General features: G+C 42.2%; 18 protein-coding genes. 15 read left to right on the top strand and 3 right to left on the bottom strand.

The genetic code is table 11. The features are described 5' to 3' along the window. The first annotated feature begins 142 nt into the window (after positions 1-142). From AAEU31_RS07675 to AAEU31_RS07630, 10 genes are all read left to right on the top strand, one after another. Entirely contained in the window at positions 143-2,170 is a 2,028-nt protein-coding gene (locus tag AAEU31_RS07675; protein WP_235382203.1) for an SUMF1/EgtB/PvdO family nonheme iron enzyme, read from the top strand. A gap of 132 nt (positions 2,171-2,302) precedes the next feature. Beyond that, the gene (locus AAEU31_RS07670) at positions 2,303-3,346 is read left to right on the top strand and encodes a rod shape-determining protein (RefSeq protein WP_054552787.1); all 1,044 of its coding nucleotides are present in this window, start codon (positions 2,303-2,305) and stop codon (positions 3,344-3,346) included. After that, positions 3,346-4,188: a rod shape-determining protein MreC gene (gene mreC, locus AAEU31_RS07665; RefSeq protein WP_054552786.1), complete on the top strand. Its 843-nt coding sequence runs from the start codon at positions 3,346-3,348 to the stop codon at positions 4,186-4,188. Before AAEU31_RS07670 ends, mreC begins: the two co-directional genes overlap by 1 nt. After that, complete coding sequence (gene mreD / locus AAEU31_RS07660) at positions 4,181-4,660, top strand: rod shape-determining protein MreD (protein WP_135922714.1); 480 nt, start codon at positions 4,181-4,183, stop codon at positions 4,658-4,660. Before mreC ends, mreD begins: the two co-directional genes overlap by 8 nt. After that, positions 4,660-5,229, top strand: a complete 570-nt coding sequence (locus AAEU31_RS07655) for a Maf family protein (protein ID WP_421966903.1) — start codon at positions 4,660-4,662, stop codon at positions 5,227-5,229. The genes mreD and AAEU31_RS07655 overlap by 1 nt, the downstream gene beginning before the upstream one ends. Position 5,230: 1 nt before the next feature. Continuing rightward, positions 5,231-6,703: a ribonuclease G gene (rng, locus tag AAEU31_RS07650; RefSeq protein WP_135922712.1), complete on the top strand. Its 1,473-nt coding sequence runs from the start codon at positions 5,231-5,233 to the stop codon at positions 6,701-6,703. Beyond that, positions 6,703-10,563, top strand: a complete 3,861-nt coding sequence (locus AAEU31_RS07645; protein ID WP_421966902.1) for a YhdP family protein — start codon at positions 6,703-6,705, stop codon at positions 10,561-10,563. The genes rng and AAEU31_RS07645 overlap by 1 nt, the downstream gene beginning before the upstream one ends. Then, the gene (locus AAEU31_RS07640) at positions 10,553-11,383 is read left to right on the top strand and encodes a carbon-nitrogen hydrolase family protein (protein ID WP_421966901.1); all 831 of its coding nucleotides are present in this window, start codon (positions 10,553-10,555) and stop codon (positions 11,381-11,383) included. Before AAEU31_RS07645 ends, AAEU31_RS07640 begins: the two co-directional genes overlap by 11 nt. Then, positions 11,380-12,819: a metalloprotease TldD gene (gene tldD / locus AAEU31_RS07635; protein ID WP_135922709.1), complete on the top strand. Its 1,440-nt coding sequence runs from the start codon at positions 11,380-11,382 to the stop codon at positions 12,817-12,819. The genes AAEU31_RS07640 and tldD overlap by 4 nt, the downstream gene beginning before the upstream one ends. A gap of 177 nt (positions 12,820-12,996) precedes the next feature. Then, entirely contained in the window at positions 12,997-13,245 is a 249-nt protein-coding gene (locus AAEU31_RS07630; RefSeq protein ID WP_421966900.1) for a hypothetical protein, read from the top strand. A 58-nt stretch (positions 13,246-13,303) separates the two neighbouring features. Here the strand turns inward: AAEU31_RS07630 and AAEU31_RS07625 are convergent, their stop codons facing one another. Then, positions 13,304-14,038, bottom strand: a complete 735-nt coding sequence (locus AAEU31_RS07625) for a MauE/DoxX family redox-associated membrane protein (RefSeq protein ID WP_421966899.1) — start codon at positions 14,036-14,038, stop codon at positions 13,304-13,306. 183 nt (positions 14,039-14,221) lie between these two features. Beyond that, positions 14,222-15,583 (bottom strand): glutathione-disulfide reductase, encoded by a 1,362-nt coding sequence (gene gorA / locus AAEU31_RS07620; RefSeq protein ID WP_421966898.1) that lies wholly within the window; start codon positions 15,581-15,583, stop codon positions 14,222-14,224. A gap of 151 nt (positions 15,584-15,734) precedes the next feature. On the opposite strand from gorA, the gene prlC reads away from it, so the two are divergent. The 5 genes from prlC (at position 15,735) to AAEU31_RS07595 (ending at position 22,495) form a co-directional block, all read left to right on the top strand. Continuing rightward, positions 15,735-17,786, top strand: a complete 2,052-nt coding sequence (gene prlC, locus AAEU31_RS07615; RefSeq protein WP_281547073.1) for an oligopeptidase A — start codon at positions 15,735-15,737, stop codon at positions 17,784-17,786. A gap of 108 nt (positions 17,787-17,894) precedes the next feature. Then, positions 17,895-19,073 carry a response regulator gene (locus tag AAEU31_RS07610; RefSeq protein ID WP_135922703.1) on the top strand — a complete coding sequence of 393 codons (1,179 nt, stop codon included), beginning with the start codon at positions 17,895-17,897 and terminating at the stop codon, positions 19,071-19,073. Between the two features lie 43 nt (positions 19,074-19,116). Further along, the gene (locus AAEU31_RS07605) at positions 19,117-19,872 is read left to right on the top strand and encodes a class I SAM-dependent methyltransferase (protein WP_138557059.1); all 756 of its coding nucleotides are present in this window, start codon (positions 19,117-19,119) and stop codon (positions 19,870-19,872) included. Between the two features lie 117 nt (positions 19,873-19,989). Next, positions 19,990-21,915, top strand: coding sequence for a methyl-accepting chemotaxis protein (locus AAEU31_RS07600; protein ID WP_421966897.1), 1,926 nt, complete (start codon positions 19,990-19,992; stop codon positions 21,913-21,915). Between the two features lie 106 nt (positions 21,916-22,021). Next, a complete protein-coding gene (locus AAEU31_RS07595) occupies positions 22,022-22,495 on the top strand; it encodes a peroxiredoxin (protein WP_421966915.1) in 474 nt (157 codons plus the stop codon). A gap of 66 nt (positions 22,496-22,561) precedes the next feature. Here AAEU31_RS07595 and AAEU31_RS07590 read toward each other — a convergent pair whose 3' ends face one another. Further along, the gene (locus AAEU31_RS07590; RefSeq protein WP_421966896.1) at positions 22,562-24,691 is read right to left on the bottom strand and encodes a S8 family peptidase; all 2,130 of its coding nucleotides are present in this window, start codon (positions 24,689-24,691) and stop codon (positions 22,562-22,564) included. Positions 24,692-24,940: the final 249 nt, after the last annotated feature.

Here is a 24,940-nt window from a genome sequence, read left to right as displayed (position 1 = left end):
GGCATCAACTAAGGTAATAGTTGTAAACTCAGATAATAATTGAACAAAGCTTGTGTTTTGCTTTCCAAGTACATAGCATAAGAGTTTAATTATAAAAAAATAATAATGACCAAATAATTGCCGCTTTTTGGGAATGGAATATATGCGAATCGCTCCTTTATCTCTATTTATTTCAGTTAGTTTGCTAGCAACTAGTGCATTTGCACAAGATACTGCTACGGTAACTGGTATAGAGTCAGAGATCAGTAAAAAACAAGCCGAGTACGATAACTCGACTGTTATCCTTGAAAAACACCTAAAAGAAGAAAGTCAGTTACAGAAGCAACTCGAATTATTGCGCGCACGCTCGACAGAGTTAGACAAAGAAAAAAACCAAGCGCTAGATGCAATGAACGAGATGTATCGCCGACTTATTGATGATCCAACAATAGACATTAGCAATGCACAAGCACGCTATCAAAAAGCAGTTGTTGACCACAAACAGAATAAAGATGATATTTCGATGCAATTGGCGGCAATTGCATCGCATAGAAAAGACATTGAGCAAATTCGCGTAGCTAAACATACCCAACTCAATACATTAGAAAGTTTAAAAGAACAACTCGCAACGGCGCGTGTTGAGCGTTTACGTAATGAGTTTACACGTGAAGGTACATTAGAAGTTAATCACACCATCAATTGTAAACGTACCGAAACGCTTGCTGCCTGTGAGCAGCGCGGTCAGCAAATGGGCTTGCAAAAAGCAACTAAACGTTTTGTTGATCAAATTTTTGCTAACTTAACTGAAGAGCGATTGGTTGAACCAAAACGCAATCTTGCGGGTGCGCAAGTTAAGGTGTTAAGTAGCCATGTTGTCAACAGTGCATTTAGCGGTCAAGGTAACTATAACGTCAACTTAAGCGTGACCATGCGCGGTGATGTAAATAGCAGCCGCTTATGTAGTTTACTTAATTTAGATAACCGATTCTGCGCTGATTATGGCTCGCCACTTGCAGGCAACTATCAGTCTAATTACTCGGCATCTTACCCTGATAGTCAGTTAACATTCAGTGACCCTTTGGATAATAGTCAGGTGGTATCGGTATCACGTATGACTAATGAGCCTGTTAGCGATTATTCATCAAAAAAGCCAGTAAAGGTTGAACCGTTACCTGATTTGAAAAAATCTAAAATGGTTGAGCTAACACTTCGTTCTAATGTGTATGATGATGAAGTGTTTATCGATGGCGTGAGTTTTGGTGCGACAAAATTAACCACTTCGTTGCCTGTAGGTTTTCATGAAGTTGAAATTCGCAAGCGTGGTTATAAAAGCTATAAAGCGCGTATTGATCTTCGCAAAGCGCAAACAATTCATGCAAATTTGGTAAAAGAACCAGAGCCAGTTGTTGCAGCGGTTACAGCAGCTGAAAAACCAGCAACGTCTTCACCAGTTGCAAGTATCGTCAATAAAAACAATTCAGCAGGTATCGTTGTTATTCCTGCAGGCAAATTTAAGATGGGCGATATTAACGGCAATGGTTTAGCCAACGAGCGTCCAGTGGTAGAAAAGACCATTGCTAATTCGTTTGCAATGCAAAGCAAGGAAGTGACTGTTGCAGAGTATGAGCGTTTTGTTGCAAATACAGGTTACAAAACAGAAGCTGAAAAAAATCGTGGTTGTGCTTATTACTTAAATGGTGAACCAGTATGGGAAGCTACGTTAAATTGGCGTAACCCAGGTTTCGAGCAAGAAAGTGATTTTCCGGCGGTATGTTTAACCTATAACGATGCAAAAGCATACGCAGATTGGTTATCGGGGCAAACGGGTCAGTTATTTCGCTTACCAAACGAGGTTGAGTGGGAGTATGCTGCGCGAGCTGGTACTGAAACCGAGTACCCTTGGGGTAACGAAATCGGTAAAAACTTAGCGAACTGTGGTTGGTGTGGGAGCGAATGGTCAAATAAAAGCGCTGCACCGACAGGGTCGTTTTCTCCTAATGCATTTGGCCTATTTGATACAGTAGGTAATGTATGGGAATGGACATATAAAAAGCCAGGACAGTCTGATGTAACAGTTCGTGGTGGTGCTTGGAACTTTGCGCCTAGCTTAGCCCGCGTATCAACACGCCTAATTTTAGCGCCAGACTTTCGTGCAAACTATATCGGCTTTCGTTTAGTACGCGAGCGATAAATATTTAAAAAGGAAGCGCTATAAGCTTCCTTTTTTAGCAATTAATTTAAGGCAGTTGCGCTTTTTCATGATTAGCATGATAGAGTGAGAGCAGCTAGTATAAGAACGTATTTTCAAAGGTCATCCAGCCTCATGTTTAAAAAACTCCGTGGTATTTTTTCAAACGATCTATCGATCGACTTGGGTACAGCCAATACCCTAATTTATGTAAAAGAAGAAGGTATTGTATTAAATGAACCTTCTGTAGTTGCTATTCGCCAAGAGCGAGCTGGTGGCCCGAAAAGTGTGGCATCAGTGGGTACTGAAGCAAAGCAAATGTTAGGCCGTACTCCGGGTAACATTAAAGCGATTCGTCCTATGAAAGACGGCGTTATTGCTGATTTCTACGTGACCGAAAAAATGCTGCAACACTTTATCAAGCAAGTACATAACAACAACTTTATGCGTCCAAGCCCGCGTGTTCTTATTTGTGTGCCTTGTGGTGCTACACAAGTAGAAAAACGTGCTATTCGTGAATCTGCGATGGGTGCTGGTGCACGTGAAGTGTACCTAATCGAAGAGCCAATGGCGGCTGCAATCGGTGCAGGTTTACCTGTATCAGAAGCAACGGGTTCTATGGTTGTTGATATTGGTGGTGGTACAACTGAAGTTGCTATTATTTCGTTAAATGGCGTGGTTTACTCTTCATCTGTACGCATCGGTGGTGACAAATTTGATGAAGCTATCATCAACTATGTACGCCGTAACTTTGGTAGCTTAATTGGTGAAGCAACGGCTGAAAACATCAAGCACCAAATTGGTTCGGCGTTTAAAACAGATGAGCCAATTGAAATTGAAGTACGTGGTCGTAACCTTGCTGAAGGTGTTCCGCGTTCATTCACACTGAACTCACACGAAATTCTTGAAGCGTTGCAAGAGCCATTAATGGGTATTGTGAGCGCGGTTATGGTTGCGCTTGAACAGTCTCCACCAGAGCTTGCTTCGGATATTTCTGCACACGGTATGGTATTAACCGGTGGTGGTGCATTATTAAAAGACCTAGACCGTTTATTAATGGAAGAAACAGGTATTCCGGTCGTGGTTGCTGACGATCCATTAACTTGTGTTGCTCGTGGCGGCGGTAAGGCGCTAGAAATGATTGATATGCACGGTGGTGACGTATTTAGCTACGACTAATGAAGTTACTTTTTGGTCGTACCATCTCTTTGCAACTGCGACTTTTTGTCGCAGTGCTTTTGAGTGTCGTGCTGATCGTGGGCGATCGCTACACACAAGGTGGTACAACAATTCGCACCAGTTTAAATACCCTCGTTAGCCCACTTATTTATCTCGCCAATTTGCCGTATGAGCTATTTAGTATTGGCGCGAAGAATCTGCACACCCGAGAACAGCTTTTAACTGAAAACGAAGCACTTAAGAAGAAGCAGTTATTGCAAAGCGAGCAACTCCAACAACTGCAATTTTTATCTCGTGAAAACGATAAATTACGTGCTTTGTTAGGTTCATCTGCTAAACAATCAAATCGTAAAATTATTGCCCAGGTCTTGTCTGTTCACTCAAACCCATATAGTCATCAAGTGGTTATTAACCGCGGTACTACCGATGGCCTAAGTGAAGGCCAAGCAGTTATTGACGAAATGGGTGTGGTAGGGCAAATCACCCAAGTTGGTTCGACTACTTCGCGCGTGTTGTTAATGACCGACACCACCCATGCCACACCTGTGCGTATTTTACGTAACGATGTACGTACCGTGGTTGAAGGCATAGGTAAAATTAATGTAGTTAAGCTTTCGCACGTTCCGCACAGCCTTGACGTACGTATTGGTGATATTTTGGTTACCTCTGGTCTAGGTGGAACTTTCCCTGAAGGTTATCCGGTTGCTGTAGTAACTGAAATTAACCGTGACGAAGGGCGCCCTTTTGCGCAAGTATATGCTGAGCCAATTGCACAACTTGACCGGATTCGCTTGTTGGTTGTGCTGTGGCGTAATCAGCAGGAGAGCATAAGCAATGAATAGTCGTCACTCTTTGCTGATTGCTATCAGTATTTTCTTTGCATTGGTCATGGCGTTAATGCCGTTACCGATTTCGTTTGAGCCTTATCGCCCAGATTGGGTGTTAATGGTATTAATGTATTGGTCGTTAGCGGTACCACACCGTTTGAACATTGGTACAGCTTGGGTGGTCGGTTTATTAATGGACTTAGCTTCAGGCTCGCCACTGGGAGTAAATTCACTGACTTACTCAGTGTGTATATTTATCACTGCTAGTAACTTCCAAAAGATTAGAAACTTTTCTTTATGGCAGCAAAGCATTTTAGTTGCTTTGTTTTTAACGCTTTACCACCTTATGCAATTTTGGCTAAATCACTTTTTAATGGGCATTTATTTTAGTCCCCATTATTTGTGGCCTGTGCTAACAGGTATGCTTTGCTGGTGGTGGATTTTCTTAATTTTGCGTAAATATCGCCGTCATTTCAGGATTAGATAATGCAGACCGCAATTTATTTGGCGTCTGCATCACCGCGCCGAAAAGAGTTGCTCAGCCAGCTTGGCGTTGAGTTTTCTCAATTTAGCGTTGATGCAGATGAAAGCCAATTTCCGAACGAATCTCCCCGTGATTATGTTGAACGCTTAGCTAGACTCAAAGCACAATCAGGTGTAGCTATGGGCTACACTGATCGCCCTGTGTTAGGAAGTGATACTGTAGTCGTCATTGATGATACAGCCCTAGTTAAACCCCTAGACCAAGCAGACTTTACAGCAACTATGCAGCGCTTATCTGGGCGCACCCATCAAGTGATGACAGCCGTTGCAATTGCAAATAGTGAGCAAGTAAAAAGTTGTGTTGTTGTCACAGATGTGACATTTAAAAAGTTAAGTGATGAAGAAATTGATGCTTACTGGCATTCGGGTGAGCCCCAAGATAAAGCTGGCGGTTATGGCATACAAGGCTTAGGCGGACGCTTTGTTAGCCATATTTCGGGTAGCTATTTTGCGGTGGTCGGCTTACCTTTATATGAGACTGAACAGTTATTAAATGAATTTTTAAGAGGGTAACATGAGCACTGAATTACTGATCAACGTTACACCGAGCGAAAGTCGCGTTGCGCTAATTGAAAACGGCGTACTGCAAGAGATCCAGCTAGAACGTATTGGCAACCTTGGCATCGTCGGCAATATTTACCTAGGTAAAATTAGTCGCGTACTTCCGGGCATGCAAGCTGCATTTGTCGATATCGGCTTAGATAAAGCGGCTTTTTTACACGCATCAGACATCGTTAATAGTGCCTCAATTGTTGAAGGTGTTGACGAGCAACCAATTAAAAAAGTGCAAGATATTCGTGAACTAGTGCGCCAAGGTCAATACATCATGGTGCAGGTTGTTAAAGATCCCCTTGGCACTAAAGGCGCGCGTTTAACCACCGACATCACTATTCCTTCTCGTTACTTAGTTTTTATGCCAGATGCGACTCATGTTGGTGTGAGCCAGCGTATTGAATCAGAAGATGAGCGTTTACGTCTGAAAAAAATTGTCGCTGAATACGGCGACGAAGACGGCAGCTTTATAGTGCGAACTGCAGCAGAAGGTGCCTCAGAAGCAGAACTGCGTCACGATGCTGAATTCTTAAAAAAATTGTGGCAAAAAATCGTCAACAAACGAAAAAAAATCAGTAAAGAAAGCATCTTGCACGAAGACTTAACACTGGCATTTCGTACCTTGCGTGATTACGTTGGTGAAGACATGGAGCGTATTCGTGTTGACTCTAAACTGACCTATCAAGAGCTTAAAGAGTTTACTGAAGAGTTTGTGCCTATTCTGTCTGAAGCACTTGAGTATTATCCCGGTGAACGCCCGATCTTTGATTTATTTGATGTTGAAACCGAAATTCAAAAAGCGTTGCACCGTAAGGTTGAGCTAAAGTCAGGTGGTTATTTAATTATTGATCAAACTGAAGCGATGACCACGGTTGATGTAAATACCGGTGCGTTTGTAGGGCATCGTAATTTAGAAGAAACCATTTTTAATACTAATATCGAAGCAACCTCTGCGATTGCTCGTCAGCTACGTTTACGTAACCTAGGCGGTATTATTATTATCGATTTTATTGATATGGTCAGTGATGAGCATAAGCGTCGTGTCTTGCATTCGCTTGAGTCAGCGCTGGCAAAAGATCGTGCTAAAGCCAACATAAATGGTCTATCTGCACTAGGCTTAGTAGAGATGACCCGCAAACGTACCCGCGAAAGCTTAGAGCATATTCTTTGTGATGTGTGTCCTGCTTGTTCGGGACGAGGGTCGCAAAAAACGGTTGAAACTGTCTGCTATGAGATTTTACGAGAAATCGTCAGAGTAAATCGCGCTTATGCTGCCGATAAATTTATGGTTTATGCCTCACCATCAGTGAGCGAAGCGTTGCTAAATGATGAATATCATAATTTAGCTGAACTGGAACTATTTATCGGTAAGCAAGTCAGTATTCAAACAGAGAGTTTATATAATCAAGAACAATTTGATGTGGTAATGATGTAATGAAGGCAAAAACGGTCTGCTTTTATTGTTTACGTAAGTTATGGCAAGTATTTGCTATCACTCTCGTACTGCTGGCCGTTATTGTCTCAGTCGTTAAGTATTCATTACCCTATGCTAATGATTATAAAGATGACATTGAAGTGTTCTTGTATGAGCGCTTTGATGTCAATTTATCAATTGGGTCTATTTCGGCCAGTTGGCAGGGAAAAGGGCCTGCTTTAGTTATCGAAGACATTTCGTTTGAAGATAACCAAACTTCACCGATTGCACTAACCATCGATAAAGCCAGTCTTGAAGTAAACTTATGGGAATCACTAAAAACCCGTCAGCTTAAATCGAGCTACTTTGTGATCAATGGTTTTCATGCTGATGTTGATTTACCCACCATGCTTGATTTGGGGAACACTCAACAAGCAGGCAGCTTTGAGCAAAAAGAGCTGATTGAAGGCTTGTTCCTTGGTGAAACCGGCCACTTTGCGGTGCAAGACAGTAGTTTAAACTTTACCTTGAGTGATGGTAAAAAACGTAAACTCATACTTGAAAACATTGTTTGGCAAAATACACCAGAACAACATCAGGGATCAGGTAGCTTGGCCTTACCGGGGATCTCGGTGGGTAGTTTTGATGCTCGCATGGCCCTTAATGGCTCAACTCTTGAGACTATGGCCGGTGATATATATGTACAAGCTGCCAATGTCGATGTTTCTAAATGGCTTGCTCAATTTATTAATACAGATAAACAGCAGCTCAGCTCCGATATTAATTTACAAACTTGGTTTAGCCTAGAAAAAGGCTTGATCAGCGATGTAAAAGTGCAATGGCTACCGAGCTTTATTAATTGGCAACAAAACCAAGAAGCACATCAAATAAGTTTAAATGAAGGGGGCTTTCATTTATTTCCTTGGCAAGATAATTGGCGTTTAAAAAGCACGGGTCTTACGTTTGAGCGAGACTTAAAACAGTGGCCAACTCTTCAGTTTGAAGCACAGTTAGGTGATAAAAATCAAATATGGCTTAAGCAGTTTGATTTTGGGCTGTTGGCTAAATTAGCCCAGCTTAGTAACTTTGAAGTACTGGCACCTTTTTTAGCGCGCCAACCCAAAGGCCAACTCAGCGACGCATATGTTGAATTTGATAACCAAGATCATTGGCAATTGTGGTTTCAAGGTGAGCAGATCAATTGGTTATCATTACAGGGGATTCCTGGTGGCCAAGCAATTCGTGTTGAAGGGTTACTCAACCAATCAGCAGGGCGCATTCAATTATACGGTGAAAACAACCAGCTGTTGACCAATGGCAGTTTCAGCCAAGATATTCCCTATAACCAGTTAAATGTAGAGCTTGATTTACATCACTTTGATGATGGCTGGCGCATTAGCAGCGATAATATTTGGCTTGATAACGATGAAGTCACGCTTGCTGCAGAGATGAAACTAAGCCTGACTGACGAACCGCGTCTTGACTTATATGCCGAAGCCTATGCAGCTGATGCTAAGGTCGCAGGGCACTACTTTCCGCTACCTGTAATGAGTGAAAAGCTCGTTAATTATTTGAATGGGGCAATTAAGGGCGGCGAAGTAAATAAAGCGCAGGTATTGTTTTCTGGGCCATTTAAAGGGTTTCCATTTAAAGAGCAACAAGGTCAATTTGAAGTCTTAGCAAATGTCGAGAATGCCAAGTACAAGTTTTCACCAAGCTGGCCTGAGGTTGAAGAAGCCAACGTTATTTTGCACTTTGAAAACGAACGCATGGATATTTATAGTAAATCCGGCAAATTAGTTAACTTAGCGCTTGATGATAGTGTTCATGTGAGCATTGCTGATCTGATGCATGCCGATATGTTAAAAGTTGCTATAAATAAGCGTGCTCACGGTAGTAAGCTTAAATCTTTCTTTGCTGCTACACCGCTGGCAAAGCCGCTTGCAAATGTATTTGATGTTGTACAAGCGCAGGGAGAAGCAACAGCAGCTATCGATTTGTTGGTTAACTTACGTTCAGGCCATGTTGATGCTGTAGGCGAGGTTGAATTAGCTAACTTACCCGTTTACCTAGCCCAGCCGGGAATTACGCTGAGCCATATGACAGGCATAGTTAAATTTAATAACGACAAAATTGTGCTAAACAATGCCCAGGCAAACTGGTTAGGGATGCCACTTACCGCAAGCTTTAATAGTGAAAATGTAGGTGATAACTACCGAGCTGAAATTGCCATAGAGCTTGCCCTTGAGGCAGACCCATTGATTGAGCAAGCACATGGCTTATTGTCTGGCTATTTAGCAGGGCAAAGCAACGTTGATGTTGGTATATCGCTTAACTTTTTACCTAATGACTTTAATTATCGTGCAGACATAACGGGTAATTTAGTGGGGGTTACTAGCCAACTACCTGCACCTTATAACAAAAATGCAGAACAAACTTGGCCACTAAATGCGGTTGTGCAAGGTGACCATATTTCTAATTTAATCACGGCTAATATCGATAATAAGCTGTTTTTTAATGCGATTTTAGATAATGGCAAAAAGAAGTTTAATAATGCTCACCTTATTTTAGGGTCACAAGATTTAGGGTTAAATCGTGAAGGTTTTGCGGTATCAATCGATTTACCAGAAACAGAAATAGTGCCTTGGTTTGGCTTAATTGATCAAATTATTGCGCTTACCAAAGTTAAGTCTGATGCGCCTAGTGTGATGCCAGCTTTTAACAATGTAACTGGCAAATTTAACAAACTTGCACTGAATAATATTGATTTTAATGACTTTGAATTTAGATTATCGCCAAAACAATCAGACTTAGAGTTAAAGTTAAATGCCAAAGAATTACGTGCTGACGCACTTATTCCAACCGGTGAAACGCGCAGGCCGATTCAAATTTTTACCGACTACTTACGAATGAATTTTTCGCCAAATGAAAGCGAGCCTTCATCTGTTAAGAATGAGCCAGAGGATTTAAGTTGGCTTACGAATATACCTGCAATCGAGTTTTATTGTGAAGATTGTAAAGTAGGCCAATATCAATTAGACAAAGTAAAAAGCAGTTTAGTCGGTGAGCAAAATAAGTTGATATTCTCTGAGCTTGTAATTGATAAAGGTGATCATGTATTACGCGCAAAAGGGCAATTTGCCGATGGCTTAACTCAGTTTAGTGGTAATTTAGAAAGTGATGATATTGGTGAATTATTTGATGAGTTTGAATTAACCACCACAGTAAAAGATTCAGACGCCAATATTAAGTTTGATTTAGCATGGCAAGGTGCACCCTATAGCTTTGATGTACCAAGTTTAGCGGGAGAGCTAGATTGGCGTTTAGGAGAGGGTCACCTTGCAGAAATAAGTGATGGTGGCGCGCGAGTATTCTCATTACTAAGTTTAGATTCGTTAGTGCGTAAGCTGAAACTCGATTTTAGAGATGTATTCTCTAAAGGTTTTTTCTATAACAGTATGCAAGGCACCATGCAGCTAGAAAAGGGCATTGCTTATACTCAAGATACCAAGCTTGATGGTGTGCCTGCCGATTTAACGATTAAAGGGCATACAGACCTAAATACCTTTGAAATTGATTACGACCTTGCAGTTGCCCCGCAGGTGACATCGAGTATTCCCGTTATTGTGGCATGGATGGTCAACCCGGTAAGCGGGCTTGCAGCGCTTGCCATCGATAAAGTGATTCATTCAGCGCGAGTGATCTCAGAGATCAACTTTAAAGTAACAGGAAGTATGAACGACCCTGTAGTGAAAGAAATAGATCGTAAGAGCCGTGAAGTGACATTACCGCAAGCAGCGCAAAGCCAACCGCAGTCGTCTAGCCAATTAAAGTTAAAAGATGCCGCATCTTCAGCGAGTTTAGATACCAATGAAGGCTAATAATCAGCCACAGGTTGTGGCAGTACAAATGTGCTCAAGCATGAATGCTGAGCAAAACCTCGATTTTCTGGCGGATACATTATTAAAGCTACCTGCAACTCGCCCATTGCTTGTGTGTTTACCTGAGAGCTTTTTGATCTTTAGTAAGCAAAGCCAAGCAAGCTATCAATTAGGTCACCAAAGCGAGACTTATAAAGCGAAACTTGCCGATTTATGTAAGCAACATGATATTTGGTTAGCGGCTGGTACACTGCCTGTGTCGCAGCAAAATGGTAAGTATCTAGCAGCCTCGTTTTTATTTAACAACCAAGGTGATGTGGTTGCGCAATACAACAAAATTCACTTATTTGATGTGGATGTTGCCGATACTACGCGCAGTTACCGAGAGTCTGATGCGACAGAAGCCGGCAAGGATATTGTGGTGGTTGATTCGCCATTTGGTAAAATTGGCTTAGCAGTATGTTATGATCTACGTTTTAGTGGCTTATTCACTGCCATGCAGCGCCAAGGAGCTGAGCTTATTTTAGTGCCTAGTGCCTTTACCACAGTCACCGGTGCTGCTCATTGGCATATTTTATTAGCTGCGCGCGCAATCGAAACACAATGCTATGTGGTTGCTGCAGCGCAGTGGGGCGAGCACGAAAATGGCCGCCACACTTATGGCCACAGCATAATTATTTCACCATGGGGAGAAACGCTCAGTGAGCTTGCCTCTGGTACCGGGTTTATCAGCCATGGGCTTGATTTAAACCGCTTGAATACAATTCGCCAAGACATGCCTGTGCAGTCTCAGCAACGATTTAGAGAGCATTTATTATGAACACGGTTGAACAGCATTTATTACATGACAGCCAACTAACGAGAGAAGAATTAGAAAAAACGCTCGCTTTTATTCATCAACATCAAGTTGATTATGCCGACCTGTATTTTCAATCGAGTCACCACGAATCTTGGGTACTTGAAGATGGCTTAGTGAAAGAAGGCTCATACAACGTTGAGCGTGGTGTGGGTGTGCGTGCTGTTAGTGGTGAAAAAACTGGTTTTTCATACTCAGATGCGATTAACCTTGAAGCGCTAAATAAAGCCGCAACTGCAGCACGCAGCATTGCCAATGCTGGCGAAAACAAAACGATTCAGGTGTTCAGTGATGTAGCTGCTAAACAGCAGTATGCGCCGCATCAACCAATTCAAAGCATGAGCAACGATGACAAAGTAAGCCTGCTTCGAGAACTAGAAAACTATATTCGTGAATTAGCGCCGGATGCTGAGCAAGTGATCAGCTCAATGTCGGCGGTTTATGAAGAAGTGTTAATTGCTGCAAGTGATGGCACCTTTGCAACCGACATTCGCCCGCTTATTCGCTTAAACTGTTCTGTGTTACTTGAAAAGAACGGTCGCCGTGAGCGCGGTGGTGCAGGGGGCGGTGCGCGTTTAGATTATGGCTATTTTAAAGAATTAGTCGATGGCAAACCGCGTTGGATGGAATACGCCGAAGAAGCTGTTCGCCAAGCAAAAGTAAACCTTGAAGCAATCGATGCGCCAGCTGGTAGCATGGAAGTTGTGCTAGGCGCAGGTTGGCCGGGTGTGTTACTACACGAAGCAGTAGGCCATGGTCTAGAAGGTGACTTTAACCGTAAAGGCGCATCGGCGTTTAGCGGTAAAGTAGGTCAAAAGGTGGCATCTGAGCTGTGTACAGTCGTGGATGATGGCACTATTGCTGATCGCCGTGGTTCATTAAACGTGGATGACGAAGGGACACCAGCTGCGTATAACGTGCTTATTGAAAACGGTATTCTAAAAGGATACATGCAAGATAAGCTAAATGCCCGTTTGATGGGTGTTAACCCTACTGGTAATGCACGCCGCGAATCGTATGCCCACTTACCTATGCCGCGTATGACCAATACGTATATGTTAGGTGGCGAGCACAGCCAAGCCGATATCATCAGCTCGGTGAAAAAAGGTATCTTCGCGCCTAACTTTGGTGGTGGCCAAGTGGATATCACGTCAGGTAAGTTTGTATTTAGTGCCTCTGAAGCTTACTTAATTGAAAACGGTAAAATTACGCAACCTATCAAAGGCGCGACACTGATTGGCAATGGCCCAGAAGTGATGCAGCAAATTTCGATGGTAGGTAACGACTTAGCCCTTGATAAAGGCGTTGGCGTATGTGGTAAAGATGGCCAAAGCGTACCTGTTGGTGTGGGTCAGCCAAGCCTTAAAATTGATAACCTTACTGTGGGTGGTACGGCTTAAACGACTCCATCACATGGCAGGTTAAACTCTTAACCTGCCTCATTTATCTTCGCTTTCTGTTTACACAAAAACTTACACAAATTTTGTATCAATAAAGGTACTTTTGTCGTTAACTTAATTATGTGAGCTAACCTATTGCTTACAGCAAAAATAAAAATAGCATTATAGGATCAAGATATGAAAGCAACTCCAATTGTACTTGCACTTGCTATGCTGGCAGGCTGTGCATCACAGGCCGTAGTTGATGGGGCTGAAAATGAAATCTACGCTGAGCATGAGTGTCTAGGTGGTGAACTCGAAACCGATTACAGCTATACGATTTTTAGCACCGATGATGACGACAGCAAAAAGGCTGAGGTTAAATCGACCTGTCATCCAGTAAAAACCGAAAGTGAATTCGAGCGCGATTTACGTAATGGTGGTTAACCATTCGTTTAAAGTGGCTTAATTACTTAATTAAGCCACTTTAAATACTAATAAAACGCTAAAAAGTAATAAGCATCCATATACCTGCGGCTATCATAAATAAGTTCTCACTCAGTGAGATAAAGCCGAGCGGCACATTACTGTCGCCACCAACACAGGCGCATTTCAGCTCTCGTTTATCGATATACACAGCTTTAATAACCGATACCGCACCTATGCCACCAATAAATAGTGAAAAGGGTGCTACAGCTAAGGCGGGTAATTCAGCCACCATACCAATCGCTACATACGCCTCGATAAAGGGATAGACATAGGCATAGGGCACAATGCGCATCGCCAATAAGTCATAGGTAATAAATGAGTTAGAAAAGCTGTATAAGTCTTGCAGCTTTTGTATAGCTAATACCGCCATTGATAATGCAACGAACAGCATCAGGTTCAGCACAGAGAATAAAGCCTCACCGCTGGCATAAGTAAAACCGAAGCTCAGTAGCATAGCCACTGCAAAAATCGCTAATACAGGGGTATAACTGGTACCTTGTTGGCCAGCCTCGGGCAGATTAAAAAAGTCGCGCAACTCATCGTAACCACCAATGCGTTTATCATTGATAAAGGTTTGCGGTGTGGTTTTTACATCATGCTGCTGTTTGAATTCGTCAGTTTGCTCACGATTGGTTAAATGACGATCATCAACATCGTAACCATTACGCTCTAATAAATCTTTTGATTTTAAACCGAATGGACAAATATGCTCATCGGTTACCATGCGATATAAAATTGCAGACTTAGACACAGTGCCTCCTTGTAAAAATGCCTTGTTTACTGCGTAATAATTGCTTAATTACACAGTAAATAAGGGCAAATTTTTGCTATAACTGGTTACTTTATTAACAGTTACAAGGTTTGTGCCAGCTTTAGGCATAAAAAAACCTTGTGGCAGTACCACAAGGTTTTAAAATTGACTTGCAACTCAAGTTTATCTCATCGTAACAAACTCTTCAGAACCCGTTGGGTGAATAGCCACAACAGCATCGAAGTCTGCTTTGGTTGCGCCCATCTTCATTGCAACTGCAAAGCCTTGGATCATTTCATCAACAGTAAAGCCAATGCCGTGTAAGCCAACAACTTTTTCGTTATCACCTGCACACACGAGCATCATATTACATGCTTGGCGGTGCTGAGTAACCGCTGTGTACATCGCTGCAAAGCTTGATTTATAAACCTTTACGTTTTCAGCACCATATTGCGAAATCGCTTCTTGCTCTGTTAAACCAATCGTGCCAATAGGCGGGTGGCTGAATACCACCGTTGGTACTAGCTCGTAGTCCATTTTTAAATCATCAGGCAATTCTTTATTGAATAAGCGCTCTGATAAAATACGACCTGCTTTAACGGCTACTGGCGTAAGTTCGATACCGTTTTCGATGATATCGCCAACTGCATATACATTTTTAGCTGTGGTGTTTTGAAACTCGTCTACTTTTACATAGCCGCTTTCGTTCACTTCAACACCAGCTGCTGCAAGGTTGATCTTGTCTGTTGTTGGTGTACGGCCAATTGCCCAAATAACTTCATCAACGTTTTGGGTGTGACCATTTTCAAAGTGAATTGTTAGGCTACCGTCGTTTTCTTTAACCACTTCTTTAGGTGTGCACTCAGTGTGAAGAGTTGAGCCTTCTTTTGCCATAATATCGACAAGGGTATCAACAATGTATGGGTCAAAAGTACGTAGTGGTTTGTTTTTACGAACAAATAAATGTGTTTCTGTACCTAGGCTATGAAGAACACCCGCAATTTCAACAGCAATATAACCTGCGCCAACCACTGCAACACGTTTAGGTTGTTCATTTAGCTCAAAGAAACCGTTCGAATCAATACCAAGCTCAGCACCTGGGATATTAGGAATAGTAGGGCGACCACCAACAGCTACAAGGATATGATCAGCAGTGTATAGCTCACCGTTTACTTCAACTGTTTTACTATCAACAAATTTAGCAAAGCCATTAATAACCGTTACGCCGTTACTTGCTAAGTATTTATTGTAACCTTGGTGAATTCGGCCAATATACGCTTCGCGGCTTTCTACTAATTTAGCCCAGCTAAAGCTTTTAAGTTCAACATCAAAGCCATAGTCTGGTGCGTATGCATTAATTGCTTCAGCAACTTGTGCGCCGTGCCACATTACTTTCTTTGGAACACAACCCACGTTTACACAAGTACCACCCATGTGTTTTGCTTCAATAAGAGCGACTTTTGCGCCACGCATTGCAGCACGGTTTGCAGAGGCAATACCGCCACTACCACCACCAATAGCAATGTAATCAAAATGCTGAGCCATAGTTTGTCCTCAAAAACAGATAAATTTTTATTAATTAATCGATTTATTAATAAGTTGATAATAGCATAATAAAGACCAAGGTTAAGCCCCTTGTATTTCATCAATTCGCCCCAACTTCAAAATCATCTTCGCATAAAATTTGAGAACGAAAATGACAATTGCAGAAAATAACCCACTCATTGGTTTAGAAGGGCTTCCGCCGTTTTCTAAAATTAAACCAGCGCATGTCGTGCCAGCGTTAAAAGCAGCCATTGCTGAGTGCCGCACTAAAATAGACGAGGTACTGGCGACTAAATCGTACACATGGAATGATTTGGTACTGCCGCTAGAAGAAGCTGATGACAAGTTATCACGTTTATTTTCACCGGTATCACATATGAACTCTGTCGTTAACAACGATGAGTTACGTGAAGCTTATGAACAATGTTTGCCATTGTTATCTGAGTACTCAACCTTTGTAGGTCAGCATCAAGGTTTATATGATGCTTACAATGCACTTCATAATAGTGATGAATTTAAAACACTTACTACTGCCCAGCAAAAAACCATTACCAATGCACTGCGTGATTTTGAATTGTCGGGTATTGCTTTAAAGCCTGAGCAGCAAAAGCGTTATGGCGAAATCAGTGCACGTTTATCTGAACTGGCTTCTAAGTTTGGTAACAATGTAATGGATGCCACACTCGCTTGGCAAAAGCATATTACTGATGAAAGTGAACTTGAGGGGTTACCTGAGTCTGCGTTAGCACTTGGCGCTGATACTGCAAAAAGTAAAGAGCTAGATGGCTGGGTATTCACGTTAGATTTTCCATCTTACTTACCAATCATGACTTATGCAGATAACCGCGAGTTACGTGAAGAGTTTTACACTGCGTTTGTAACACGTGCTTCTGATCAAGGCCCCAATGCCGGTGAGTTTGATAACTCAGCTATTATGACTGAAGAGCTTGCACTGCGTCATGAACTTGCTGAGTTACTTGGCTTTAACAGCTACGCTGACATGTCACTGGCGACTAAAATGGCTGAAACGCCAGAGCAAGTTTTCTCATTCTTAGAAGATTTAGCCGATAAGTCTAAACCCCAAGCTGAGCAAGAACTTGCTGAGTTAACGGCTTATGCCAAAGATAAGCACGGTGTGACTGAACTTGCTGCCTGGGACTACGCCTACTACGGCGAAAAACTTAAGCAAGAGAAATACGCGATTTCAGACGAAGTACTGCGCCCTTATTTTCCTGCCGATAAGGTATTAAGTGGCTTATTTACTACAGTAAATCGTTTATTTGGTATTAGTGTTAAAGAAGTGACAGACTTTGATACCTACCACCCTGATGTACGTTTTTTCGAAATTTACGATAGTAGTAATACTTTACGTGGTCGTTTTTATTTAGATTTATACGCTCGCGATCGCAAGCGTGGCGGGGCGTGGATGGACGACTGTATGGGTCGTAAAGTACGTGCAAACGGCGAATTACAAACACCTGTTGCGTATTTAGTGTGTAACTTTAATAAAGCAGTTGGCGATAAGCCTGCGCTGTTCACTCATAATGAAGTGACAACCTTATTCCATGAGTTTGGTCATGGTATTCACCATATGTTGACCCAAGTTGATGCTGCGCCGGTTGCGGGTATTAATGGTGTGGCATGGGATGCAGTTGAGTTACCAAGTCAGTTCCTTGAAAATTGGTGCTACGAAGAAGAAGCGCTGAACTTTATTTCGGGTCATTACGAAACAGATGAGCCGTTACCAAAAGAGTTATTAGATAAACTCCTTGCGGCGAAGAACTTCCAATCAGGTATGCAAATGTTACGTCAGCTAGAGTTTTCGTTGTTTGATTTTACAATCCACCACGATTATAAAGCGGGTGAACCATGTAATATTCAAGCAACTTTAGATGCTGTTCGTAGCAAAACCGCGGTTGTTAAAGCGCCAGCGTTTAATCGTTTCCAACATGGCTTTAGCCATATTTTTGCGGGTGGTTATAGCGCTGGTTATTATTCGTATAAGTGGGCAGAAGTTCTGTCTGCTGATGCGTTTTCTAAATTTGAAGAAGAAGGTATTTTCAACCCTGAAACGGGTGAAGCCTTTTTGAAAAACATTTTAGAAAAAGGCGGTAGTGAAGAGCCAATGGAGCTGTTTAAAAAGTTCCGAGGGCGCGAGCCGCAAGTTGATGCATTGCTTAGACACAGCGGCATTGCAGCATAAAGAATATAAAAATATAAAAGCGTCGTAAGGCGCTTTTTTTATTAATATTTCTTCGCAAAATCACACGCTCGTACTATCCTTCTAAAAAAGAGTATATAGGAATTAAGCATGTCTAAACTGGTATTAGCCATTGATGATGATAAATACGTGCATCATGTGATCGAAGAATCGCTCGCGGGCTTTTGCACACTGCTCCATGCTAAAAATGGTGATGAAGGGTTAAGACAAGCAATAAAACATAATCCAGATATAATATTGCTCGATATAGAGATGCCCGGAAAAACTGGGTTTGAGGTTTGTAATGAGTTAAAAGCAAACCCTGAAACCAAAGATATTCCAGTGATGTTTTTGTCAGGTAAATCAGACTTACCAGACCGTGTTAAAGGGTATAACGCAGGTGCTGCTGACTACATTGTAAAACCATTTAATGCTGAAGAGCTTATGGCACGTATTCGCGTGTTATATCAGTATCGCCAACACTCGAAAAAGCTTAAAAGTGATGTTGAGCGAGCGCAGATCACTGCCGAAATTGCGATGACAGATTCAGGTGATATGGGGCGCATCATGCGTTACGTCGGGCAAAGCTATCATGCACATGATATTAAAGCCTTATCTGAGTATATGTTCGAATTTTTTAACCCCATGGAGCTCGATGTTGTTTTGGCGTTTTGGTATCAAGATGTTGGCGTGTTTTGTAGTGCTAAAGGTGGCGTATGCCCACTTGAGCAAGAGTTATTAGAACAACACCGTGAGTCAAATCGCTTTGTTGACTTTAGTCATCGCACCATCATTAACTACCCAAAAGTATCGATGTTAGTTAAAAATATGCCCTTGGATGATGCACAGCTTTATGGCCGCTACAAAGATTTGTTTCCGCATATTTTGGAAGTGACTAATGCGAAAGTGCAAGATATGGAAATAAACGAACGAGCATTGACGCAGGCAAACCAAATAGGCAATGCTTTTAACGAGCTATCTGAACAAATGCATCAAAACAGTGACTCTCGAGAGCATGCCGTTAAACAGCTAACAGTTCAGCTTGCTGAATTGAACCAATTAGTTGAACATAATGAGCAGTTAAATAGCAGCGATGTGGCTTTGTATTTACAGCAATTGCAGCAAACTCAGCAGTTATTTACCTCTTTAAACGACGATTTAACTCACATTAAACATCAGCTTAATCATATTATCGAATCGCGTAGTGAGTTATTGGTAAACTTACAAAAAATGGCTGAGCCTAGTCATACTGAAGATATCACTTCACAAACGGATATCGAGCTATTTTAAGCCATGCTATACTGGCGCCGAATAAAATAGCTCGGAGTTATACGTGGTAATTCATTGTCCTTTTAAAGAAATGCGTCCTTATTTAGATGCCATAGAGCAACGTTTTGGTTTAGCCAAGTGGGCTGAGCTTAATGCGGGCTTTTCGCTTCATTATGACGATCAGGGCTTGAGTTTGAAAAAAAAGGATGAGCCAAAACTTGGCGCTATCCATGTAGACTTTGTCACGGGGGCTGCCGCACATCGACGTAAGTTCGGTGGTGGTAAAGGCCAAGCTATCGCCAAAGCGGTGGGTTTAAATAAAGGAGCTACGCCCGTGGTGCTTGATGCCACCGCAGGCCTTGGCCGCGACGGCTTTGTTTTGGCATCACTTGGCTGTAAAGTCATACTGCATGAGCGTCACCCTGTGGTTGCCGCGCTATTATTTGATGGCTTAGAACGCGCCTATAACGATGCAGAAATTGGCTCATGGATGAAAGAAAACATGAGCTTAGTATTTGGTTCTAGCCATACTTTATTGGCTCAGTGTAACGAAGTACCTGATGTTGTGTACTTAGATCCTATGTTTCCCCACCGAGAAAAGTCAGCCCTAGTTAAAAAAGAAATGCGGGTATTCCAAGAACTTGTTGGGGCTGATAGTGATGCCGACGATTTACTAGAGTTTGCTTACCCACTTGCAAGCAAACGAGTCGTGGTTAAGCGACCCGATTATGCGCCATTTTTGAATGACAAAACCCCTAGTATGCAAATCAAAACCAAGAAGAATCGCTTTGATGTATATGTAAAAGCAGCAATGGTTTGAGTCTAGTATTTTTGGATGTGTTTGATTTTTACGTATGGTTATTTATGGTGGCTTTTCATTAAACTGTCATAAAAGGTTAATATTCTATGCGCGTAACGTTACTTGGGAATATCGTTTATGCGCGTGTCATCATTTACTCGGCTACTAGCCGTTTTACTTACTCTTGCCAGTATTTTATTAGCTGCCACCTTGTTTTGGTCAAGCCAAACATTAATAGGAATAGAGCAGCAAGATAACGCTTATAACAAGCTTAAAAACACCATCATAATTGATTTAAAAAGTTACCTAGATGACTATTTAGAGCAAGGTGACAGCCAGTACTTAACTAAAGCCTCAGCACTGATTAGTAAGATTAAAGCACAGCAATTAGCTGGACTTCCCAATGAGTTAGCAGCAACACTGAATACGCAACTCACTGAATTAGATAAAGACATTAATGGTAAATATCGCGCTTTGGGCAAGTTGTCTGGTAACGAAATGGCTTTACTTGATAACTCGATAAGACAAATGGCCGGTTCTGCCTCATCGTTAATTGGTTATGCTAAGAAAGCAGAGCCGCAAACAGCGCTTGCACTTGAGTATTACCAACTTGCCGCTGACTATTACAGCGAAGTCACATCACTTGCTTTGTATACTTATAAGTTGGTTCTTAACTATGATCAAGATACTAAAAGCAGCCTTACGCAAACAGTTACAACACTAAACACACTCGCAGATAAAATCGACAGCCTTGATAACCTAGGTGTTATGAGTGAAGTTGAAGAAGATGCTTTGTTTTTTGGTGAAGAAGCTGAAGACTTAGCGGGTGACATTAAAGCTGAACTAAGTAGCTGGCCTAAACGTTTTCCCCGAGACTTGGCATCTACTCTTGAACAAGCTGAGCAACGTCAAACGGGTATGCAAGCATTACGCGAACAAATCGGTGCGTTATCTGTAACCGTGCTCGGTGCTGAGCAAAAGCTAAAAGACGAACAGAGCAATCTTAAACAGCAAGTATTTATCGTGTTTTGTGTCGCTATTGGCATGCTTGTAGTGTTGGCGGGTGGTGTGTATTTTGTGCAGCGTAACCAAGTGCTTAATCCACTGCGTCAATTGCGTGATGGTTTTGCCTTCTTGATTGAAAGTAATGAACTTAAAAATATTGAGAGTAAAAACCCGAAAACCGAGGTAGGCGAAATTGCCAGTTACTTTAATCAATTAATAGAGCGTCAACGTGGTGAGGCAGAAGAGCGAGCACAAATGCTTAAGGTTATTAATGACTTTATGCTAGAAATGAGCGAGCACTTACATACCATAGCCCAGCAAACCGATGCCAGCCATTCTCAGGTAGAGCAAAACCAAAATTTACTGAGTGATATTCAACATATAGGTGAGCAAGTAAATAACATTAATAGCCAAGTCGCTGATAATGCTAAACAGACTTTTAATGCGATGGAGCAGAGCCTTGGTTTTGCCGACAGTATGTTAACGGCGAGCTCTCACACAGAGCAGCGAGTTGAACAAGGCCTTGAGAGTTTAAAAGAGTTATTAAAAGGGGTCGATGATGTTGGTCAAGTCATTGAAGTAATTAAAAACATTGCTGAACAAACCAACTTATTGGCGTTAAATGCGGCGATTGAATCGGCGCGTGCTGGTGAGCATGGTCGGGGTTTTGCGGTAGTCGCCGACGAAGTACGAAAGCTGGCTAGACAAACACAAGGCTCGCTTGATGATATTAACAACCAACTTAACCGCTTGAGTGAAAACTCAACGATGGTATCAGAGCAAATTAGTGCACTGGCTAATGATGCTGAGCTGCAAACACAAAATGCTCAAGAACTTAAACGTAACTCAGAAGGCGTAGCCGGCAACGCGCAAGATGCCAATAAAGTAGCGTTTGATGCCATGGAGCTGGCTAAACAGCAAAATGCCTTACTCGAAAACTTTAGCCAATCAATGCAAAGCATGAAAGGGCAGGTAGGTGAGTCAAACTCATTAGTTAGTGATATTCAGCATCGCCTACAAGAGCAAATGCATACCATTAAAACCAGCTTAGGTTTATAACTCTTCAAAGGGCGAGCAATGTAGTGCATTGTTTGCCTTTAAATCATGCGGTATTCAATTTTTTGGGTATATACTCTGTATTCTTATTTTATTTCAAGGAATCATGATGATCGAACAAGGCCAAACTTTACCTGCGTCAACCCTTAGCGAGTTAACCAGTGAAGGCATGCAAACTTTATCAACTGAGGCACTATTTGCCGATAAAAAAGTGGTGCTATTTGCTGTGCCAGGTGCATTTACACCAACCTGCTCAAACGCTCACTTACCAGAGTTTATTACTTTAGCTGATAAAATCACCGCAAAAGGCGTTGATGCAATTTACTGTGTATCTGTAAACGATGCATTTGTAATGAAAGCATGGGGTGAAGCTCATAATGCTGAGCACATTCGTATGCTTGCTGATGGTGATGCAAGTTTTACCAAAGCACTTGGTTTAGATAAAGACACGGCTGGCTTTGGTGGTGTACGTTCAAAGCGTTATGCGATGATTGTTGAAAACAAAACGGTAACAGGTCTGTTTGTTGAACAAGACAAAGAGTTTGTAGTAAGCCGCGCTGAAGCTGTGCTCGAAAAGCTTTAATATAAATACAAAAAAGCCGGACGTGAGTCCGGCTAAAAGTCCCTGGGGGTAAGGGGAGATCAACTATTAAGGTTGATACTGTGCATCCAATGTCAGACCTGAGAAGGTTTTGTATGCATTTAAGCTTAAATGCCAAGTACCTGCTTGTGGGTTACTGAATGTACATGTTTCTGCGTTACCGTTTTTGTACGGACGACAGTCATAGCTTGAAGTAGTTGGTTGGCTACCAAACTTAACAAATAAATCAGCATCGCCAGAACCACCAGACGTTGTTACTGTGAAGCTTGCCATACCTGCTGGTACGTCAATCGTGTAGTGTTTCCACTGACCTGCACTTGCAGAGATATCAATCACTGTACCACCACCAGCTTGCGGTGCACCTGTGCCAGTACCTGAAGTTGTTAAATCGCCCACTAAGCTAACACCTGAATAAGCAGAGTAGCCGTTAAGCATGACATGATAAGTACCCGCAGTTGGGTTATCGATAGAACATACTTCGTTATTACCGCCTTCATACGGACGACAATCATAGGTTGATGTTGTTGGTGCGCTACCGGCACGAACGTAAAGGTCAGCATCACCTGTTCCACCACTCATAGTGAAAGTTACATTCGTTGCGCCTGCTGGTACTTCCATTGTGTAGAATGTTTGGCTGCTAGCTGAACCACTTAAACCAGTGAGTGCTTGGCCATCTTCTAACACGTTACCTGTTGGTGGTGGCGGTGTTGTGCCTGATGCTGCTGCAACAGCAGCTGCCGCATCAACAATACCTGTACCACAGCTAGTACATGTTGCTGGGAATGAACGCGTTGTTGATTTTAAGATGTTTTCGATTTCATCTGGTGTTGCTGATGGTTTCGCTTGTTTAATTAGCGCCGCTACACCCGCAACATGAGGTGCCGCCATCGACGTACCTTGCGAGTAGTGGTATGAATCGCTGCTTGGGCCAGTAGAACCTGAGTTGTGTGTTGATAGAACACCTTCAGAGTCATTAGCAAAGCTTTGTGCGCCACCTGGTGCTGCAACATCGATGTTGCTACCATAGTTTGAGTAGTAAGCACGACCACCGTCACGACCTACAGATGCAACGTTTACAACGCCATTACAGTTACCTGGGTTGTAGTTCGCAGAGTTATCGTTATCATTACCTGCTGCAATTACGATCACAGAACCGTTGTTACGAGCTTGGTTAATGGCACTTTGCGTTGTTGAGCTACATGAGCCGCTACCACCTAAGCTCATGTTGATAACATCAGCAGGATTAGCATTCGCTGGTACGCCTGATACAGAACCACCTGAAGCCCAGATAATACCGTCAGCGATATCAGACGTTAAACCACCACATTTACCAAGTACACGAACAGGAACTACTTTCGCATCGTATGCAACACCAGCAACACCTTCTCCATTGTTAGTCACTGCTGCAACCGTACCTGCAACGTGAGTACCGTGCCAGCTAGAGCTTTGTGCACTGTGTGTGTAACCACATTCGTTAGCGCTGATTGCATCACCCGGATCGCGTGCATCGCTATCACGACCACCGCCGTCATTTGCTACAGACAGATTAGAGATCATGTCGTAACCCGGTAAAATATTGGCATTAAGGTCAACATGCGGACGGTAACCTGTATCAAGTACCGCTACAACCACACCACTACCTGTTGCTGTGTCCCAAGCGGTAGGTAGGTTTAAACCACCCGCTTGCTCGTAGTAGTGCCATTGGTCGTTATAACGAGGGTCGTTAGGTGTTGCGAATGGCTTTAACATTTGGTCGATTTCGATGTATTCAACATTACCTGTTGCAACCATCTCTTGCATGAACTCTTGCGCTTCTTCAGCAGAAAGTTTTTTATCAGCACGCATTACGTGGTGATTACTCATCGCCATAGCACGAACATATTGGGCTTTTACTTTGCCTTTTTTACTGGTGAAGTTTTTAACAAAGCCTTGAGCTTTTTTGTTCATCATAGTTGGCGATTGTTCTGCTGCCGACATCGTCATCATTTCATCACTGTTGTTTTTATACTTAATGATGAACTGCGTACCAAAGCCGTCTTGACCTTGTAGTTTTGCTGCCGTTTCCTGCATCGATGGTGTCATAAGTTGGTTTGGAGTCGCCATTGCTGCCGTCGTCCCAAACAACGCAGTCAAGCTCAGTGCAATTGCGCACTTTTTCAAGTTGTTGTTAGTTGTCATAATGATCCCTAGATTGTTATGTTAATCTCCACGATATTTTTCGCGAAGGGGGACAAAGGTAAAATAAATGTAAATTAAGTTAAAATATCGTTTTATTATGTTTGTCTCTATTTTGGTTATAACTAAATGTATAGATGGCTAAATGGTGCTTTTTTCGTGTGTTTTTCGTTCTTTTCTAATTAAAAAGTTTTAACTTTTAGATTTTGAGTTTTTACTTTATTTCGTTTTTTGGTTTTATCTTTTTTGTAA

This window comes from Pseudoalteromonas thalassia, assembly GCF_049257215.1.
Classification (GTDB): Bacteria; Pseudomonadota; Gammaproteobacteria; order Enterobacterales; family Alteromonadaceae; genus Pseudoalteromonas; species Pseudoalteromonas lipolytica_C.
Note: the sequence above shows the minus strand (reverse complement) of the source record. Positions and strands in the feature narration are given on the sequence as shown.